Annotated in this window: 18 protein-coding genes; 16 read left to right on the forward strand and 2 right to left on the reverse strand. The window is 34.3% G+C overall.

Annotated elements, in window-relative coordinates:
- Positions 1–21 precede the first annotated feature (21 nt).
- Positions 22–450, reverse strand: coding sequence for a low molecular weight protein-tyrosine-phosphatase (locus AC4MCC_RS00425; protein ID WP_034706709.1), 429 nt, complete (start codon positions 448–450; stop codon positions 22–24).
- Entirely contained in the window at positions 450–1,550 is a 1,101-nt protein-coding gene (locus AC4MCC_RS00430) for a polysaccharide biosynthesis/export family protein (RefSeq protein ID WP_491885504.1), read from the reverse strand. Before AC4MCC_RS00430 ends, AC4MCC_RS00425 begins: the two co-directional genes overlap by 1 nt.
- A gap of 294 nt (positions 1,551–1,844) precedes the next feature.
- On the opposite strand from AC4MCC_RS00430, the gene tviB reads away from it, so the two are divergent.
- The 16 genes from tviB to AC4MCC_RS00510 all read left to right on the forward strand — a co-directional run bounded on the left by tviB (position 1,845) and on the right by AC4MCC_RS00510 (position 18,062).
- The gene (gene tviB / locus AC4MCC_RS00435) at positions 1,845–3,143 is read left to right on the forward strand and encodes a Vi polysaccharide biosynthesis UDP-N-acetylglucosamine C-6 dehydrogenase TviB (RefSeq protein WP_491885505.1); all 1,299 of its coding nucleotides are present in this window, start codon (positions 1,845–1,847) and stop codon (positions 3,141–3,143) included.
- 28 nt (positions 3,144–3,171) lie between these two features.
- Positions 3,172–4,122, forward strand: coding sequence for a Gfo/Idh/MocA family protein (locus tag AC4MCC_RS00440; RefSeq protein ID WP_491885506.1), 951 nt, complete (start codon positions 3,172–3,174; stop codon positions 4,120–4,122).
- The gene (gene wbpD, locus AC4MCC_RS00445; RefSeq protein WP_491885507.1) at positions 4,119–4,706 is read left to right on the forward strand and encodes a UDP-2-acetamido-3-amino-2,3-dideoxy-D-glucuronate N-acetyltransferase; all 588 of its coding nucleotides are present in this window, start codon (positions 4,119–4,121) and stop codon (positions 4,704–4,706) included. Before AC4MCC_RS00440 ends, wbpD begins: the two co-directional genes overlap by 4 nt.
- Positions 4,703–5,788, forward strand: coding sequence for a DegT/DnrJ/EryC1/StrS family aminotransferase (locus AC4MCC_RS00450; protein WP_491885508.1), 1,086 nt, complete (start codon positions 4,703–4,705; stop codon positions 5,786–5,788). The genes wbpD and AC4MCC_RS00450 overlap by 4 nt, the downstream gene beginning before the upstream one ends.
- Before the next feature lie 3 nt (positions 5,789–5,791).
- On the forward strand, positions 5,792–7,084 hold the full coding sequence (locus tag AC4MCC_RS00455) for a lipopolysaccharide biosynthesis protein (protein ID WP_491885509.1): 1,293 nt from the start codon (positions 5,792–5,794) through the stop codon (positions 7,082–7,084).
- Positions 7,071–7,619 (forward strand): serine O-acetyltransferase, encoded by a 549-nt coding sequence (locus AC4MCC_RS00460; protein WP_491885510.1) that lies wholly within the window; start codon positions 7,071–7,073, stop codon positions 7,617–7,619. Before AC4MCC_RS00455 ends, AC4MCC_RS00460 begins: the two co-directional genes overlap by 14 nt.
- Positions 7,620–7,636: 17 nt before the next feature.
- Positions 7,637–8,794 (forward strand): hypothetical protein, encoded by a 1,158-nt coding sequence (locus tag AC4MCC_RS00465; protein ID WP_491885511.1) that lies wholly within the window; start codon positions 7,637–7,639, stop codon positions 8,792–8,794.
- Positions 8,784–9,044 carry a hypothetical protein gene (locus AC4MCC_RS00470; RefSeq protein WP_491885512.1) on the forward strand — a complete coding sequence of 87 codons (261 nt, stop codon included), beginning with the start codon at positions 8,784–8,786 and terminating at the stop codon, positions 9,042–9,044. The genes AC4MCC_RS00465 and AC4MCC_RS00470 overlap by 11 nt, the downstream gene beginning before the upstream one ends.
- Positions 9,045–9,199: 155 nt before the next feature.
- Positions 9,200–10,030 (forward strand): glycosyltransferase, encoded by an 831-nt coding sequence (locus tag AC4MCC_RS00475; RefSeq protein WP_491885513.1) that lies wholly within the window; start codon positions 9,200–9,202, stop codon positions 10,028–10,030.
- On the forward strand, positions 10,031–11,134 hold the full coding sequence (locus AC4MCC_RS00480) for a glycosyltransferase (protein WP_491885514.1): 1,104 nt from the start codon (positions 10,031–10,033) through the stop codon (positions 11,132–11,134).
- 29 nt (positions 11,135–11,163) lie between these two features.
- On the forward strand, positions 11,164–12,336 hold the full coding sequence (locus AC4MCC_RS00485) for a nucleotide sugar dehydrogenase (RefSeq protein WP_491885515.1): 1,173 nt from the start codon (positions 11,164–11,166) through the stop codon (positions 12,334–12,336).
- Positions 12,337–12,344: 8 nt separating this feature from the next.
- Positions 12,345–13,598: a glycosyltransferase family 4 protein gene (locus AC4MCC_RS00490; protein WP_491885516.1), complete on the forward strand. Its 1,254-nt coding sequence runs from the start codon at positions 12,345–12,347 to the stop codon at positions 13,596–13,598.
- On the forward strand, positions 13,591–14,202 hold the full coding sequence (locus AC4MCC_RS00495; protein WP_491885517.1) for a sugar transferase: 612 nt from the start codon (positions 13,591–13,593) through the stop codon (positions 14,200–14,202). The genes AC4MCC_RS00490 and AC4MCC_RS00495 overlap by 8 nt, the downstream gene beginning before the upstream one ends.
- Complete coding sequence (locus tag AC4MCC_RS00500) at positions 14,195–14,851, forward strand: NeuD/PglB/VioB family sugar acetyltransferase (protein WP_491885518.1); 657 nt, start codon at positions 14,195–14,197, stop codon at positions 14,849–14,851. The genes AC4MCC_RS00495 and AC4MCC_RS00500 overlap by 8 nt, the downstream gene beginning before the upstream one ends.
- Positions 14,852–14,882: 31 nt before the next feature.
- Positions 14,883–16,052, forward strand: coding sequence for a DegT/DnrJ/EryC1/StrS family aminotransferase (locus tag AC4MCC_RS00505; RefSeq protein ID WP_491885519.1), 1,170 nt, complete (start codon positions 14,883–14,885; stop codon positions 16,050–16,052).
- A 135-nt stretch (positions 16,053–16,187) separates the two neighbouring features.
- The gene (locus AC4MCC_RS00510; RefSeq protein ID WP_491885520.1) at positions 16,188–18,062 is read left to right on the forward strand and encodes a polysaccharide biosynthesis protein; all 1,875 of its coding nucleotides are present in this window, start codon (positions 16,188–16,190) and stop codon (positions 18,060–18,062) included.
- Positions 18,063–18,065 lie beyond the last annotated feature (3 nt).

Below are 18,065 nucleotides of genomic sequence, written 5' to 3' on the forward strand. Positions count from 1 at the left end.
AAAGTGAAAATATTAAAAAACTTAAATATATTTTTTCCAGTCAGTAATGCAGTCTTGAATCAATCTACAAGTTTCATCAAAGACTGTTTGATCATGCTGATAAGGATCGGCAATATTTTTACTTTGCCAATGCCCCAGTCTAAAGGTTTTACCTTTAGCAAAAGGCCAGGTTTGTTCTATATGTTTTTGCTGATTCTGGCTCATAACTAATATCAGGTCGGCTTTTTTAATGAGTTCTGCATTCAGTTTTTTTGCAACATGAGGACTCATATCAATTCCAAAGCGCTGCATACATAGACTCGCTTTTTCATCAGCTGCATGGCCAATTAAACCAGAAATACCTGCAGATTCAATATTTAAATGAGGATATTCCTGTTTTAAAAAATATTCTGCCATTGGGCTACGACAAATATTACCAATACAGACCACTAAAATATTGTTAATTTTCATTAGTTCCCCAAACGATCTAAATTATACAATGCATTTGAGAAAGGAATAACCTGGTTAACTACACGTTGCCAGCGTGCAAGACCTGAAGCATCTACATAAACAATATCATTGCTACGCATTTTAAACTGATTTGCTAGGCCAAAGTCCCCAATATTACTAAGATCCATATGATATATTTCTGTCATTGGAGAATTTACATTACTTCGTACTACATAAATTTTACTGCGACTAGCAGAAAGTGGATTTAATCCCAAGCTTTCCCCAATTACATCGCTAAGACTCATGCCTTGATCTCTTATAGGTAGTGACTGGTTTTTACCTGACTCACCCATAACATAAATTTTTTGATTTTCACGATTATTGACATATAAGGTGTCATTAGGCTGTATTAATAAATTATGTAAAGAGAATCCGGCTTTTTCTAATTCTAAGGTATTCAAGCTATAGGAACGTCCCTGACGGACTAATGTAATAGATGTGTTATCACCTTGTTGAGGATTAATACCACCTGCCATTCCTAATGCCGTATAAACACTCACAGGTTGATCATTGAGATAAAACTGGCCACCTTTTACAACATTGCCTTGAACCGAATATCTTTTACCTTGGTATGATAATACCCGAACGATGACATCCGGAGTCTTTAAGTAATGTGATAACTGGCTACGTAATTCACGATTGACCTGAGCTACTGATTTTCCTGAAGCTTGATAGCGTCCAATAATTGGAAAATGAATATAGCCATCTGAATCGATCTGGAAGCCATTCGCTTGTGCAGACTGGTCACTTGTAATATTACTTGCAGAGGTAAGTTCTGGATAAGCCCATAAATAAATAGATAAAATATCACCCGGACTCAACTGATAGCTGCGGTGTGATGTACTAAAAAGATGAGCATATTCTTGTTGAATATTATGTACAGCAGGTTGAGCAGCCATAATTGATTCTTGATCTAGTTTAATGACATTTACTGTAGTACCAAGATCAGTTTGATAAACACCCTCACTTGGTAAGTCATTTGTTTGTAGACCAGAGGTGATTGCACACCCTGTAGTGGTGATACCACCTGCCAATAAAACAGCTAATTGAAAGTGTCGCACAGGCTTTCCTAAATATTAATTTTTAGATTCATTCAAATTGAAGCTATTCTACCGAAGTTACTGGTTATATACATCACAATTTGTGACTTATTACCAGTTTTTTTAAAGGGAAAAATTAGGTTTATAGCAGATAATAATTGTATTAAATAAAATACCAAATTTCACAAAAATATACATTACTTTATAATTTAATTTATTTGAGCACAAATCATAATAGAAGTTTTATTGTTTTCTGATACTATTCGTGCCGGAAGATTTTAATCTCTATAAGCACAGTATAAATAAGGCGTTGACATGCTATCTATTGCAGATTTAAGAATTGCGGTGATTGGTTTAGGTTATGTAGGTTTGCCACTTGCAGTAGAATTTGGGAAAAAATTACCCGTTGTAGGGTTTGATATTCACGAGAAGCGGATTGATGAATTAAAAGGTGGTCAAGATCATACTTTAGAAGTATCACCAGAAGAATTAAATCAAGCTAAGAGGCTCAGTTTCTCTTCTACGTTAGAAGATTTAAAAAAATGTAATTTTTTTATTGTAACAGTTCCTACCCCTGTAGATGAAGTAAATAGACCTGATTTAACTCCTTTAAAGAAAGCCAGTGAAACACTCGGTAAAGTGCTTAAGAAGGGCGATATAGTGGTATATGAATCCACTGTATATCCTGGTGCAACTGAGGAAGTTTGTATTCCAGTATTGGAAAAAGTATCTGGTTTAACTTTTAATCAGGACTTTTTTGCTGGTTATAGCCCTGAGCGTATCAATCCAGGCGATAAAGTAAACACCTTAACTAAAATCAAAAAAATTACTTCGGGTTCTACACCACAAATTGCTGAACTAGTTGATCAGGTTTATAGCAGTATCATTACTGCAGGTACACATAAAGCTTCTAGTATCAAAGTAGCAGAAGCAGCAAAAGTAATTGAAAATACCCAGCGTGATTTAAATATTGCTTTGGTTAATGAATTATCTGTAATTTTCGATCGTCTTGGAATTGATACCCTAGATGTTTTGGAAGCTGCAGGAAGCAAGTGGAACTTCTTGCCATTCCGTCCTGGCTTAGTTGGAGGACATTGTATTGGGGTTGATCCTTATTATTTAACTCATAAAGCAGAAGAAGTGGGGTATCACCCACAAGTCATCTTGGCTGGTCGTCGTATCAATGACAATATGGCTCGTTATGTAGCTCGAAATACTATTAAACACATGTTAAAGAATAGTATTGACGTGCCACGTGCAAAAATTGGTGTTCTGGGGATTACTTTTAAAGAAAATTGTCCAGATATTCGTAACAGTAAAGTAGAAGATCTGATTAAAGAATTTCAAGCTTGGGGAGCACAAGTTGTGGTGTGTGATCCGTGGGCCGATGCTGAAGAAGTACGACAGGAGTATGGAGTAGAGTTGTCTACAATTGATGCAGATCATCCAGTAGATAGCTTGGTTGTTGCGGTAGGACATAATGAGTTCCGCACCCTGACACCAGAACAATTACGTAGTTATGTAAATGCTTCTAAACCTGTGATAGCCGATGTAAAAAGCTTGTTTAATCGAGAAGCGTTATCTGCACAAGGTTTTACAGTATTTCGTCTCTAAGATTCATTGATATATAAAAGTGAAAAATATGAAAAAATTTGCCCTGATTGGTGCCGCAGGATATATCGCACCTCGTCATTTAAAAGCCATTAAAGAAACAGGTCATACTTTAGCTGTGGCAATGGATATTAATGACTCTGTTGGAATTATGGACAGTCATTTTCCAGAAGCTGAGTTTTTTACTGAATTTGAAGAATTTGAAGCTTATGTAGAAGATCAAAAACTTAAAGGTGAAAAGCTAGACTATGTCGCTATTTGCTCACCAAACTACTTGCATGCACCCCACATGAAATATGCATTAAAAAATGGGATTGATGTGATTTGTGAGAAGCCTCTAGTTTTAAGTTCAGATGATTTAAATTTACTGTCTGAATACGAAAAACAATATGGTGCAAAAGTAAATTCAATTTTACAGCTACGTTTACACCCATCTATTATTGCTTTACGTGACAAAGTTCAAGCAGCACCTGAAGGTAAAGTTTTTGATGTAGATCTGACCTATCTAACCTCGCGTGGTAAATGGTATTTAAAATCATGGAAAGGTGTAGATAAAAAATCGGGTGGTGTGGCAACTAATATTGGCGTGCATTTTTATGACATGCTGCATTTTATTTTTGGCAAAATTGTGAAAAATGAAGTGCATTATCGTGATGAAAAAACAGCATCGGGTTATTTGGAATATGAACGTGCCCGTGTGCGCTGGTTCTTGTCGATTGATGCCAATAATTTACCTGAAAATGCTGTACAGGGCGAGAAACTGACGTATCGTAGTATTACCATTGAAAATGAAGAGCTTGAATTTTCAGGTGGTTTTACAGATTTACATACCCAAAGTTACCAGCGTATTTTGGAAGGTAAAGGCTATGGGGTAGAAGAAAACCGTGCTGCGATTGAAACCGTTGAAGTTATTCGTGTTGCACCTGTAGTTGAGCAGCCAGAAAATCCACATCCATTATTGGCAAAGGTGAAATCTGTATGAGTTTTTATCAACACGAAAGCGCCATTGTAGATGCAGGTGCACAAATTGGTGAAGGTTCACGAGTCTGGCATTTTGTACATGTATGTGGTGGTGCAAAAATTGGCCGTGGGGTTTCATTGGGGCAAAATGTTTTTGTGGGCAATAAAGTCACTATAGGCGACTACTGTAAAGTACAAAATAATGTGTCGGTCTATGACAATGTTACCCTTGAAGAAGGTGTATTTTGTGGGCCGAGCATGGTATTTACCAATGTATATAACCCACGTTCACTCATTGAACGTAAAGATGAATACCGTAATACGCTTGTGAAAAAGGGTGCAACATTAGGTGCTAACTGCACCATTGTTTGTGGTGTCACGATTGGTGAGTATTCATTTGTAGGTGCGGGTGCTGTAGTAAATAAAGATGTACCTGCTTATGCCCTGATGGTCGGTGTTCCAGCAAAACAAATTGGCTGGATGAGTGAATTTGGTGAACAGTTGAATTTACCGTTAGAGGGGGAAGCACAAGTGGCATGTGAGCATACAGGGGCAATTTACCGACTGAATGGTAAGGTTGTAACAAAAGAGCAGGTTGCAGCATGATTGAATTTATTGATTTAAAAGCACAACAATCACGTATTAAAGCTGAAATTGATGCAGGTATTCAGCGTGTTTTAACGCATGGTCAGTATATTTTAGGGCCAGAAGTTGCAGAGCTGGAAGAAAAACTAGCTGCTTATGTGGGTGCTAAATACTGTATTACCTGCGCCAATGGTACAGATGCTTTGCAAATTGCTCAAATGGCGTTTGGTATAGGGCCAGGTGATGAAGTCATTACCCCAGGTTTTACCTATATTGCGACTGCAGAAACCGTGGCTGTGTTGGGTGCGACACCTGTTTATGTAGATGTGAACCCAAAAACCTACAACTTAGATGTAGAAAAACTAGAAGCAGCTATTACGCCACGTACCAAAGCTATTATTCCAGTAAGCCTGTATGGACAATGTGCAGATTTTGATGCAATTAATGCAATTGCTGCTAAACATAATATTCCAGTGATTGAAGATGCTGCGCAAAGTTTTGGTGCAACTTACAAAGGCCGAAAAAGTTGTAACCTGAGTACAGTGGCTTGTACCAGTTTTTTCCCGAGTAAGCCATTAGGTTGCTATGGAGATGGTGGAGCGATCTTCACCAATGATGACGAACTGGCTAAAGTGATTCGTCAAATTGCACGTCATGGGCAAGACCGTCGTTATCACCATGTTCGTGTTGGGGTAAATAGTCGTTTAGATACTTTACAAGCGGCTATTTTGCTACCAAAACTTGAAATTTTGGATGATGAAATGCAGGCACGTCAGCGTGTTGCAGAAACCTATACCAAACTGTTTAATGAAGCGGGTATAGATACTACGCCATGTATTGAAGCTCATAATCAAAGTGCATGGGCGCAATATACCATTCAAGTGGATAACCGTGCGGATGTGCAGGAAAAATTAAAAGCTCAGGGTATTCCGACTGCTGTGCATTACCCAATTCCGTTAAATAAGCAGCCTGCAGTAGCTAATGCAAATGTACATTTACCTATCGGTGATTCAGTTGCTGAACGTGTAATGAGTTTGCCAATGCATCCTTACTTGACGCTTGAGGCTCAAGAAAAAATTATTGCAGCATTGTTGAGTCGCTAAGTTGTGAAAAGCCTTCTTGAAAAAGTGAATGCGAAATTAAATGCTCAGGGAGGTTTTCTTAAAGCTGTTTCTGTTTTAGTAGGCGGAACAGCTTTTGCTCAGTTAATCAGTTTTATCTGTTTACCAATATTGACGCGATTATATTCACCTCAAAGTTTTGCTTCTTTAGCATTCTTTACATCAATTGTAGGTTTATTAAGTGTTTCTAGTTGTTTAAGATTAGAGTTAGCAATTCCCTTACCAGATAATGATAAAGATGCTATTAGTTTAGTTGTTTTAAGTTTTTTAATTAATATTATTTTTTGTCTTTTATTGGTTTTTTTGTTAATAATGGGAGATTTTCTAGATATATTAGATTTGATGAAAAATTATGTTTGTATACTTCCTGTAGCAGTTTTTTTGTCTGGTTTTTACAATATATTATTATTCTGGCATTCAAGGAAAAAGAACTATAAACAACTTGCTAAAAGTAAATTAAATCAATCAATTTTATCCAATATTGCGCAGTTGATGTTGGGTATTTTAAAGTTTGGATCATTGGGGTTGATTTTAGGTCAGATCTTTAATTATTCTGGAGGTGTATATACATTAATTAAAGATTTTTATAAAAATACAAAATTAAATATAACCACTATATCAATTGATGATTTAATTTCTGTTTTGAAGCAATATAAGAAATTTCCGATATTCTCAACATTTGAAGCTTTAGCCCATGCGGGTGCAATTCATTTGCCAATTTTATTAATAGCATTTTATCTCGATGAATTAATTATTGCTTTTGTAACTTTAGCAATGAGAATAATGATGATTCCTATAACGCTAGCAGGTGGGGCAATATCACAAGTATATTTAGTTGATGCAGTAAAATTTCATAATGAAAGGAAAATGTTTAAATATAGTATATCTATTCTTATTAAAATTATTAAAATAGTAGTTCCAATAATAGTTCTAATGGGTGTATTTTCTTATTACCTTATAGGTTATATATTGGGTAAAGAATGGGAAGAGGTTGGTTATTATTCAATATTAATAATACCTTGGCTGATAGCGCAAGTATTAGCGTCACCTTTTACTATGGGATTGCATATAATTGGAAGGCAGAAAGATGCTTTATATTTACAGGTTTTTGGATTCTTAATTAGAGTAGTAGGTTTGATTTTAATTGGGATGTTTTTTAAAAAAATTCTAATTTATTATTTTTTATTATCTGGTTTTGTATTTTATTTATTGTACTTATTCTATATTTTGAAGAAGATATATTTATCAGATTCTGAGGAGAAAAGTGTTGAGAGTTGAGAGTTGGAGCGATTTTATTTTCTTTGTAAAAAAAGATTTTGAAAAAAGAGAAGGGGGAGTATGGTATAAAATTTACAATCCTTTAATCAGATTTCAAATTGCATTAAGATTCTACGAGCTCTTGATTAATAAACAATCTATTTTCAGATACTTATTTAGAATATACTTTTATAAGTTGTCTATAAGGTTGGGTTTTAGTATTCCTCCAAATACATTTGGATATGGTTTATGCATTGTTCATTATGGGAATATAGTAGTAAATCCTAATGCTAAAATTGGAATTAATTGTCGAATTCATGTTGGAGTGAATATTGGTGGAAAAGCTGGTTTTTATAGTGCAGAAGAAGCTAAAAATTTATGTCCTATTATAGGAGATAATGTATATATAGGACCTGGTGTTAAAATCTTTGGTCCAGTTCGAATAGCAAACAATTGTTCATTAGGTGCAAATACGGTAATTTCAAAAAATATTGATATTGAAAATGCAGTAGTAGTGGGTATACCTGGTAACATTGTGAAAGTAAAAAAATTATAGTTTATTTAGAGTATGAGATGATTTTGGTCAAGAAGGATTTACTTGCATATAGTTTAGCAGCTTTAGTAATTAGTTTTGCAAAACCTGTTTATACTTGGTGGAATCCATCTATAGTTATTTCAATATTTTTTTTAATATTTATTATTTTATTTTTAATTACTAATAAAATAGTGATAAGAAAAGATATAAGTATTGTATTTTTTTTCCTGGTAGTAATATATATATTTACTCCATTTAGAGAATTTGATGAGTTCAAGGCATATTATTTAACTTTTTTATTTTCCTGTTTTATTGTTTTTTTATTGGATCAGTCCACTTTGGAGAAATTTAAATATGCATATCTAAATATAATGTATATTATATCAATATTAACTATTATTTCATCATTATTTTTTATATTTAAGTTGGGATTTCCTAGCATTCAGATTAGTAATGAGGGGCGTAGAGATATAGTATATTTGTACTACTTTTCTACATATTTAGATAGTGAGATTATACACTTTCCAGGGGGTTCTATATATAGAGCGAATGGATGGTTTCAAGAACCTGGGCATTATGGTATATATTTAGGCATTGCATTAACATTTCTAAAGGATTTTTTGAAAAGTATTAAAGGTTATATAATTATCTTATCAATCTTTCTTACATTTTCAGCATCTGCTTATATTATTCTTTTGGTTTTGGTATTTATTAATTATTTTTCATTAAAAAAAATTACTATTATGATTGGAATTCTTTTATTGGGATTTTTTCTTTATAGTGTTCCTTTTTTTAATGGTATTATAAATGAAGTTATTTTGGTAAAATTTCAAGGCGGAAATATTTTAGATGAAAGAACTAAAGGGTTAATTGATTTTAATTTACAAGATTACGGTAAATATTTGTTTGGACAAGGTATTGGTTATTTAGATTATCTAGAGATAGTCTTAAGTGATTACAGACGATTTATTGTTTCTAGTGGTTATATTGGTTTGCTACTTTTGATTTCTATGTATTTTTATCTTCTATTAAAGGCAATATCTAAAAGAGATAAAGTTTTTATATTAGGTCTTGTGATTATCTTTATTATTTTTACCCATCGTAGTTGGGCCTTTTATCAGGGTTTCGTCTGGTTATATTTGGCGGTTATGATGGCTAGCTTAAGTAGTAAAAAAGGAAATATAAATGCAACGTAAGATATTGTTTTTATCTGGAATAGATTTTAAAGATAAATCTATTCAGGTTATAAAGCAGACTCCAGTTTCATTTAGTGATAATGGGTGGGAGGTAACATATATTGTAGGTAGAGATGGTTCATCTAAAGGGAATTATTATTATGAAGATATAGTGGAAATTGATAATATTAATGTTAAGAGGTTTTATTACCCATTTGAAAAAAAAGAAGTAGTAATAATAAACTTATATCCTTGTTTTTTTCAAAACTAAGTAGTTTTATTGTTATTACTTATTTGGTCTACTATGGTTTTTGTTTTTTAAAAAATAATTCTGATTGTAATATTTTATATGGTTATGAATTGCAGGGTATATGGGCTGCTAGGATACTGAAATTTTTTTTTCGCAAAAAGAAAATTGTTTCTAGGATGCAAGGAGTTTTCTATATCAAAGAACATTTTCTAAAAAAAAGATTTTTTAATATTTTATTTAATATCGATGTTATTATGGCACTTTATTTTAAGACTGATTTGTTCATTATGACTAATGATGGAACTCAGGGTGATAAAATTTTATATAAAATTTCTAAAAGTAATGCAAAAAAATCTTTATTTTTAAAAAATGGGGTCAAATCTATTTCCTTAGGAAATAAAGAAGACGATAAATGTTTTTTAGCTACTAAATATAACATTAATATAAATAAACCCATATTATTAATGGTTTCTAGGCTTGTTTCAATTAAAAGAGTTGATCTTGCTTTAAAAGCTTTGAAAATTTACTTGGAGGATGGAGCAGAATTTAACTATCAAATTATAATTATAGGAGAGGGTGGTCAAAAAGAGGAGCTAGAAACCTATGTTATTAAAAACAATTTAACTTCTTATGTTAAATTTGTGGGTGCAGTGAATAATATTGAAGTTTATAAGTTTATGAATATATCTGATTTTCTCTTAAGCTTATATGAATCCTCAAATATTGGAAATCCTTTCTTCGAATCTATGCGTTGTGGATTACCGGTTGTAGCGGTTAATAATGGAGATACATCTAATTTTATTATAGAAAACGGTATTTTGATTAATGAAAATAATATAATAAATGATTTATTAGATTTTTATAATAAAATTAATAGGGGGGAGATACTTAAATCACATTTTTTTAACGCAATTAATTTGTATAATAAAAATGAGATTTGGACTTGGGATGAGAGAATGAGATTCGAAATTAAAGAAGTTGAAAAGTTATTAAAGGCGGAAAATTAGATGAGAGTTGTTTTACTATCTGGTGCATCTTCTATCCACACAGTACGTTGGGCTAATGCTCTAGCAAATAAAGGTTTGGAAATACACTTAATATCACAGCATCCTCCTTTAGAAGCATTAAATTCAAATGTTAAGTCACACATTTTTCCTTTTAAAGGTGAGTGGGGGTATTTTCTTTATGCACGACGTATAAAGAGACTAGTGGAAGATATTCGCCCTGATTTAGTGAATGTACACTATGCAAGTGGATATGCTACCACAGCAAGATTAATTGGGTTTCATCCTACTTTACTTTCGGTATGGGGAAGTGATGTTTATGATTTTCCAAATAAATCTTTTATACATAAACACTTGGTTAAAAAAAATATTAATTTTTCAGATCTAATAGCTTCAACTAGTCATTGTATGGCTAAGCAAACAAATTCTTTATTAAAGAAAAAAAGAGATATTAAAATTACTCCATTTGGTGTAGATTTAAAAAGATATAATTGCATTAATCCTCTGAAAAATAAAGATTTTGATGAGAAAATTATTATTGGTACGGTTAAGGTGCTTGCTCCTAAATATGGTATTGATACTCTTATTAAAAGTTTTTCTATTTTACAAGAACGGTTGAAAGTAACCCATCCTATTTTAGCTGAAAACCTTATCCTCAGAATTGTAGGGGACGGACCACAGCGTAATGATTTAGAAAATTTAGTTAAAAAATTAAATTTAGCAAAATATGTAGAGTTTTTGGGACGTGTTAATCATACGGAAGTTCCAAATATATTATCTAGTTTTGACATATTTGTTGCATTAAGTAGATTAGATAGTGAAAGCTTTGGGGTGGCTATTATTGAGGCGGGTGCAGCTAAAAGACCTGTAGTAGTATCAGATGTAGCTGGATTGAAAGAAGTTGTTGTACCTCAAAAGACTGGTTTAGTTGTACCTAAAGATAATCCTCAAGCGGCGAGTGAAGCGATAGAAAAATTAATTTTAAATTATTCTTTAAGATATAACTTAGGTATTAATGGTTATCATCATGTTTCTCAATTATATAATTGGGATTGTAATGTTGAAAATATGATTAATATTTATAAGAAGTTGTGCAAGAAATTTTAATTTTATATTTGTTTGGATAGGATGTTTTTATGGATTTAGTAATATCAGTAGTAGGGTTAGGTTATGTTGGGCTATCTAATGCAATTTTACTCTCTCAAAGAAATAATGTTATTGCAATTGATACTGATAAGTATCGTATAGATCTTATTAATCAAAGAAAATCTCCTATTCAAGATGTTGAAATTAATTCTTACCTAAAAGACCATAATTTAAATCTTACAGCTACTGAGGATTGGGAAAATGCTTATCAACAATCAGAAATAATTGTTATTGCTACACCTACAGATTATGATGAAGAAAAGAATTATTTTAATACATCATCTGTAGAGTCCGTGATTCAAAACATCCTTACTGTCAATAAAGAAGCATTAATAGTCATCAAATCTACTATTCCAGTAGGTTTTGTCGAACATGCAAGAAAAAAGTTTAAAACAAATAATATAGTTTTTTCTCCCGAGTTTTTGAGAGAAGGCAAAGCTTTATATGATAATTTGTACCCTTCAAGAATTATTGTGGGAGAAAAATCTGAAAGGGCTCGTAAATTTGCTAAATTATTAGCTGATGGTGCGATAAAAAAGGATATAGAAATACTTTTAACTAATTCTAATGAAGCAGAGGCAATTAAACTATTTGCAAATACCTATTTAGCATTGAGAGTTTCCTTTTTTAATGAATTAGATACTTATGCAGAATTAAAAAATCTTGATTCTAAACAAATTATTGAGGGTATTAGTTTAGATCCTAGAATTGGTAACTATTATAATAATCCTTCTTTTGGGTATGGGGGTTATTGTTTACCTAAAGATACAAAACAATTATTGGCAAACTATCAAAATGTACCAAATAATATTATTAAAGCTGTTGTAAACTCTAATAATACAAGAAAAAAATTTATTGTTGATCAGATTTTATCTAGAAAGCCTAAAACTGTAGGAGTTTATAGGCTCATTATGAAACATGGCTCAGATAATTTTAGATATTCAGCAATACATACCATTATTTCATCTTTACAAAAAATAGGAGTAAAGGTAGTCATTTATGAGCCTAATTTAGATTTAGATGTATTTAACGGATGTCCGGTTGAACATAATCTTATTCTTTTTAAAAACCAATCTGATCTAGTATTAACTAATCGCATGGATGATGATCTGATAGATATTTCTGAAAAAATTTATACACGCGATATTTTTAATATTAACTGAGTAAGATTATGAAGATTCTATATTTTCACCAATATTTCAATACACCAGAAATGTCTGGTGGTACACGTTCATATGAAATGGCACGTCGTTTGGTTGCTGCAGGTCATGAGGTACATATGATTACTTCTTGGCTTAAAGAAACTGATCAAAAAGATTGGTACCTGACTAATGAAGCGGGGATTCATGTTCATTGGTTTCCAAATTACTATAATAATAAAATGTCATATATGGATCGTATTAAAGCATTTTTTAGATTTGCCTTCCATGCTGCTCAAAAGGGAAAAAGTTTTAAAGATGTAGATGTTGTTTTCGCAACAAGTACACCATTGACTATTGCTTTACCCGCTGTTCCAACGGCAAGAAAGTTGAATGTTCCTATGGTATTTGAAGTTAGGGATTTGTGGCCAGAGCTTCCTATTGCCATGGGGGCACTTAATAATCCTATTTTGCAAAAACTAGCACATGGTTTAGAACATTGGGCATATAAAAACTCAAAAGCAATAATAGCTCTTTCTCCTGGTATGAAAGAAGGAATCATAAAAACTGGTTACTCTAAACAACAAGTAGCTGTTATTCCTAATAGTTCTGATATAGAACTATTTGATGTCGACACTGATAAAGTTTTACAATTTAGAAAATCATTGACATGGTTACAAAATAGACCTCTTATTGTTTATACAGGGACTTTTGGCCATATTAATGGGGTTGGGTATCTTGTGGAGTTGGCTGAAAAGCTAAAAGATATTAACCCTGAAATTAGAGTTTTATTGGTCGGTGATGGAGTCGAATTTGATAAAGTTACTTCATTAGCTCAAGAAAAAGGGGTCCTAAATAATAATTTATTCATGATGAAGCAAGTACCTAAAAAAGATATTCCAGTGATATTAAATGCGGCATCATTGTGTACAGCTTTATTTATTGATAAACCAGAAATGCGGGCTAATTCTGCGAATAAATTTTTTGATGCTCTTGCTGCAGGAAAACCAATCATGATCAATTATGGGGGATGGATGGTTGATCTGATTAAAAAAAATAATTGTGGTTTGGTTACTTGGGGGTTAGATATTGAATCTGCTGCTAAAAAAGTAGCTGATTTTATAGATGATTCAGAATTGTATAGAGTTTATGCAAATAATGCTAAAAGACTTGCGAATACTCAATTTCATAGAGATATACTAGCTAGTCAATTAAATCAAGTTTTAGTGAATGCTATGAATCAAGCTATTACACCAGAGTCAATTACTCAGGAATATTATGATTAAACGACTCCTTGATATTATTATCGCTTCAATTGCCCTAATCTTGCTCTCACCACTTTATGCCTTTGTTGCGTATAAAGTAAAAAAAAATCTGGGTTCTCCTGTCTTATTTCGCCAAGTACGTCCCGGTTTATATGGCAAACCTTTTGAGATGGTCAAGTTCCGAACCATGAAAGATGCGGTAGATGAACAAGGCAATCTATTACCGGACAGTGAACGTCTAACGGCTTTTGGTCAGATGCTGCGCTCTACCAGTCTAGATGAAATGCCAGAATTGTGGAATGTAATTAAAGGCGATATGAGTATTGTTGGTCCACGTCCATTACTGATGGAATACCTACCACTTTATAATGCCGAACAAGCTAAACGTCACAATGTGCGTCCAGGTATGACCGGTCATGCACAGGTGAATGGCCGTAATGCGATTAGTTGGGAAGAAAAGTTTAAGCTGGATACCTGGTATGTTGAAAATCAATCAATTTGGCTTGATTTTAAAATTATGCTGAAGACAGTAAAAAAAGTTATTGCTAAAGATGATATTAATGAAGCTGGTGAAGTGACAATGACAAAATTTACTGGCACTAAGACGGATCATCATCATGACTGAAATCTATGCAATTTATGGTGCATCTGGGTGTGGCCGTAGTTTAATGCCAGTAGCACGTGAACAGCTAGAGCGTGATAATATTCAAGCTGAAATTTATTTTATTGATGATAGTTTAACTGAGAAAATTATAATTAATGGTCATGTGGCTTTGACTTATGAAGCTTTTAAAGCATTAAAAGCTGATAAAAAATTCGCTTTAATTGCGATTGCCAATAGTCAAATTCGTGAAAAAATTGCGATAAAACTTGAACAAGATGCAATTGAGCGATGGACTGTTCAGGCAGATAATGTGGTGCTTATGGATGAGGTCGAAATTTCTCCAGGCGCTGCATTAAGCCCATTTGTTACGATTACTTCTAATATCAAAATTGGAAAATGTTTCCACGCCAATTTATATAGCTATGTAGAACATGATTGTGTAATTGGCGACTATGTTACTTTTGCTCCTGGAGTAAAATGCAACGGCAATATTCATATTCAAGATCATGCTTATATTGGTGCAGGTGCTGTTATTAAGCAAGGCACACCAGACAAACCTTTAGTGATTGGTAAGGGCGCTGTGGTGGGAATGGGCGCAGTAGTAACTAAAAGTGTGCCGCCAGGCGTGACAGTAGTTGGCAATCCAGCACGCATTTTAGAGAAAAAATAAGTTTTTAAAGTTTTGAAAATTAGGAAGTATCATGTTAAACACTGCATTTGAACCATGGCCAAGCTTTACGCAAGAAGAAGCCGATGCTGTCTCCCAAGTCTTGTTATCCAACAAAGTGAATTACTGGACTGGACAGGAATGCCGTGAATTTGAAAAAGAATTTGCTCAATTTGCTGGCACACAATATGCAGTAGCATTAGCGAATGGTACCGTGGCTTTGGATGTAGCCTTGAAAGCCTTGGGGATCGGGGCGGGTGATGATGTGATTGTAACTTCACGTACTTTCCTTGCATCTGCTAGCTCTATTGTAACTGCTGGGGCAAATCCGATTTTTGCTGATGTGGAAATTGACTCGCAAAATATTTCACGCCGTACGATTGAAGCAGTTTTAACACCTAATACCAAAGCGATTATTTGTGTGCATCTCGCTGGCTGGATGTGTGATATGGATCCGATCATGCAATTGGCACAGGAAAAAGGCCTGTATGTGATTGAAGACTGTGCACAGGCACATGGTGCGAAATATAAAGGAAAATCTGCAGGTTCAATCGGTCATATTGGTGCCTGGTCATTCTGTCAGGATAAAATCATGACCACTGGTGGTGAAGGAGGAATGGTCACTACCAATGATGAAAACTTATGGAAAAAAATGTGGTCTTATAAAGATCATGGTAAAAACTTTGACAGTATATATAACAAACAGCATCCACCGGGATTCCGCTGGTTACATGACTCTTTTGGTACCAACTGGCGCATGATGGAAATGCAGGCGGTGATTGGACGGATTCAATTGAAAAAGATGTCCGAATGGACAGCACAGCGTAATGCAAATATGGAAAAAATTTATGCTGCATTTGCAGATAGCCCATATTTTACAGTTCATCGTCCATCAGATGATTATGTACATGCTGCCTATAAATGCTATGTACAAGTCAATACTGATGCTTTACCAGAAGGCTGGTCACGTGACCGAATCATGACTGAAATTAATGCCGAAGGTGTACCATGCTTTAGTGGGTCTTGTTCAGAGGTCTACTTGGAGCATGCTTTTGATGACACGCCATGGCGTCCAAAAGAGCGTTTAAAGAATGCTCAAAAACTGGGTGAAACCAGTCTAATGTTCCTCGTGCATCCAACGTTAACAGAAAATAATATTCAAACAACTAAAGATGTTATTCAGCAGGTGATTAGTCGCATATAATTCTCTAGGATTCAATCATGTAAAGTGTATCTTTATAGGTACACTTTAAACATTTATCCAAGTTTTTACCTCAATTCTCTCTAATATTTAATATGAGGTAAAAATTTATAAATAATTATTGAGAAGACACAGCAAGTGAAATCTATCATTCTACCTTTAGTTGAATCTCCACGTGCGGCTAAACAGACCTTTCTCGTTATTTTAGACTTTTGCATATTCCCTGTGCTGATCTGGCTTTGCTATGCCATTCGTCAATTCGATCTAGGTGCAGAAGTCGTTCCCAATATTCCTTTTGGTACAGTTTGGGTTAGTGCCATTGCCGTATTGGCTTTATTTGTTTGTGGTGTTTATCGTTTTATTGTTCGTACTTTTAATGAATTTTTTATTGTCAAATTAGGGCTGGCCACTGTTCTGGCAGTCATTGGTTTGTATTTGCTTGCGTATGCAACACATGCGTTCATTCCTACTTCTATTCCTTTGATGTTTGGCTTCATGATGTTTGCCTGGGTCTGGTTTAGTCGAGGATTGATCCGCTTTATTGTTCGTTCTTACTTATATGCAGGAGTATCGAAAAAACGGATTGCGATTTACGGGGCAGGTTATGCGGGACAGCAGGTTGCAGCAACTTTAAATCGTTCTAATGAACATTTACCAGTCATGTTTATTGATGATAATCCTTCATTGAGCGGTCAGAATATTGGGGGAATTCAAGTTTATGCGCCAGAAACTGCATTAAAATCTTTTACCAAACTTCGCATTGATGAAATTCTGATTGCACTTCCTTCAGTGGGACGTATCCGTAAAAGCGAGATCGTAAAATTCTTAGAACCTGCACATTTAAAAATTACTGAAATTCCAGGGCTGACTAAACTGGTCAATGGTGAAATTCGAGTTTCTGATATTCAGGAAGTTGATATTATTGACCTATTAGGGCGTGATCCAGTTCCCCCTGTAGCGGAGTTACTAGAAAAAAATATTAAAGATAAAGTCGTGATGGTTACAGGAGCAGGAGGCTCCATTGGCTCAGAGCTATGTCGTCAAATTATTAAAAATCAACCGGTAAAACTTATTATCTATGAGCTGACAGAGTTTGCTTTATATAGCATCGATAAAGAGTTACGTCTTAGTGCCAACTGTGAAATTATTCCAATTCTAGGTTCGGTAGTGGATGAAAGTAAACTGGAACGGGTCATTGAGCAATATGGCGTTCAAACCGTCTATCATGCTGCTGCTTATAAGCATGTTCCTTTAGTAGAATGTAATCCATTGGCCGGCTTGAAAAATAATGCGGTAGGGACTGCCTTTAGTGTCAACGCAGCAGTCAAAAAAGGCGTCGAGACCTTTGTGCTGATTTCGACTGACAAGGCGGTACGACCAACCAATGTCATGGGTGCGACCAAACGTATGGCAGAGCTTTATTGTCAGGCCATGGCTGAAGCACAGAATCAAACCCAGATCAGTATTGTGCGTTTCGGAAATGTCCTAGGCTCATCGGGTTCGGTTGTCCCACTATTTAAACAGCAGATAGCTAAAGGTGGCCCTATCACCGTCACTGATCCTGAGGTCACACGTTTCTTTATGACAATTCCTGAAGCTTCGCAGTTAGTGATTCAGGCAGGTGCTTTAGGCACAGGTGGTGATGTATTCCTGCTCGATATGGGTGAACCGGTAAGAATCCAGGATCTGGCTCGTCAGATGATTTCACTGAGTGGCTTAAAGGTGAAAGACAGTCAAAACCCCGATGGTGACATTGAAATTCAATATACTGGGTTGCGTCCAGGTGAAAAACTATATGAAGAGCTGTTAATTGACCAAGAAAATACAGAGATTACTTCACATAAGCGAATTTTAAGATCAGTAGAAAAGCATTATCCTTTAGCTGAAATTTTGGAAGTATTTAATCGTATGCATGTGCTGACAGCGACTCAGAGTGATGTGGACTGGGCGTTAATGCAGCTTGAGCACTATGTCGATGGTTATCAGCGCGGTCAGGAAATTAAAGTAAATTAAATT

The organism is Acinetobacter sp. CAU_H_56, assembly GCF_058599425.1.

Coding starts and splice junctions, on each gene's coding strand:
- AC4MCC_RS00500 (WP_491885518.1), top strand. CDS start 14,195: ATGACTGAAATCTATGCAATTTATGGTGCATCTGGGTGTGGCCGTAGT.
- AC4MCC_RS00450 (WP_491885508.1), top strand. CDS start 4,703: ATGATTGAATTTATTGATTTAAAAGCACAACAATCACGTATTAAAGCT.
- AC4MCC_RS00440 (WP_491885506.1), top strand. CDS start 3,172: ATGAAAAAATTTGCCCTGATTGGTGCCGCAGGATATATCGCACCTCGT.
- AC4MCC_RS00485 (WP_491885515.1), top strand. CDS start 11,164: ATGGATTTAGTAATATCAGTAGTAGGGTTAGGTTATGTTGGGCTATCT.
- AC4MCC_RS00475 (WP_491885513.1), top strand. CDS start 9,200: ATGCAAGGAGTTTTCTATATCAAAGAACATTTTCTAAAAAAAAGATTT.
- wbpD (WP_491885507.1), top strand. CDS start 4,119: ATGAGTTTTTATCAACACGAAAGCGCCATTGTAGATGCAGGTGCACAA.
- AC4MCC_RS00495 (WP_491885517.1), top strand. CDS start 13,591: ATGATTAAACGACTCCTTGATATTATTATCGCTTCAATTGCCCTAATC.
- tviB (WP_491885505.1), top strand. CDS start 1,845: ATGCTATCTATTGCAGATTTAAGAATTGCGGTGATTGGTTTAGGTTAT.
- AC4MCC_RS00465 (WP_491885511.1), top strand. CDS start 7,637: ATGATTTTGGTCAAGAAGGATTTACTTGCATATAGTTTAGCAGCTTTA.
- AC4MCC_RS00505 (WP_491885519.1), top strand. CDS start 14,883: ATGTTAAACACTGCATTTGAACCATGGCCAAGCTTTACGCAAGAAGAA.
- AC4MCC_RS00480 (WP_491885514.1), top strand. CDS start 10,031: ATGAGAGTTGTTTTACTATCTGGTGCATCTTCTATCCACACAGTACGT.
- AC4MCC_RS00425 (WP_034706709.1), bottom strand. CDS start 450: ATGAAAATTAACAATATTTTAGTGGTCTGTATTGGTAATATTTGTCGT.
- AC4MCC_RS00470 (WP_491885512.1), top strand. CDS start 8,784: ATGCAACGTAAGATATTGTTTTTATCTGGAATAGATTTTAAAGATAAA.
- AC4MCC_RS00490 (WP_491885516.1), top strand. CDS start 12,345: ATGAAGATTCTATATTTTCACCAATATTTCAATACACCAGAAATGTCT.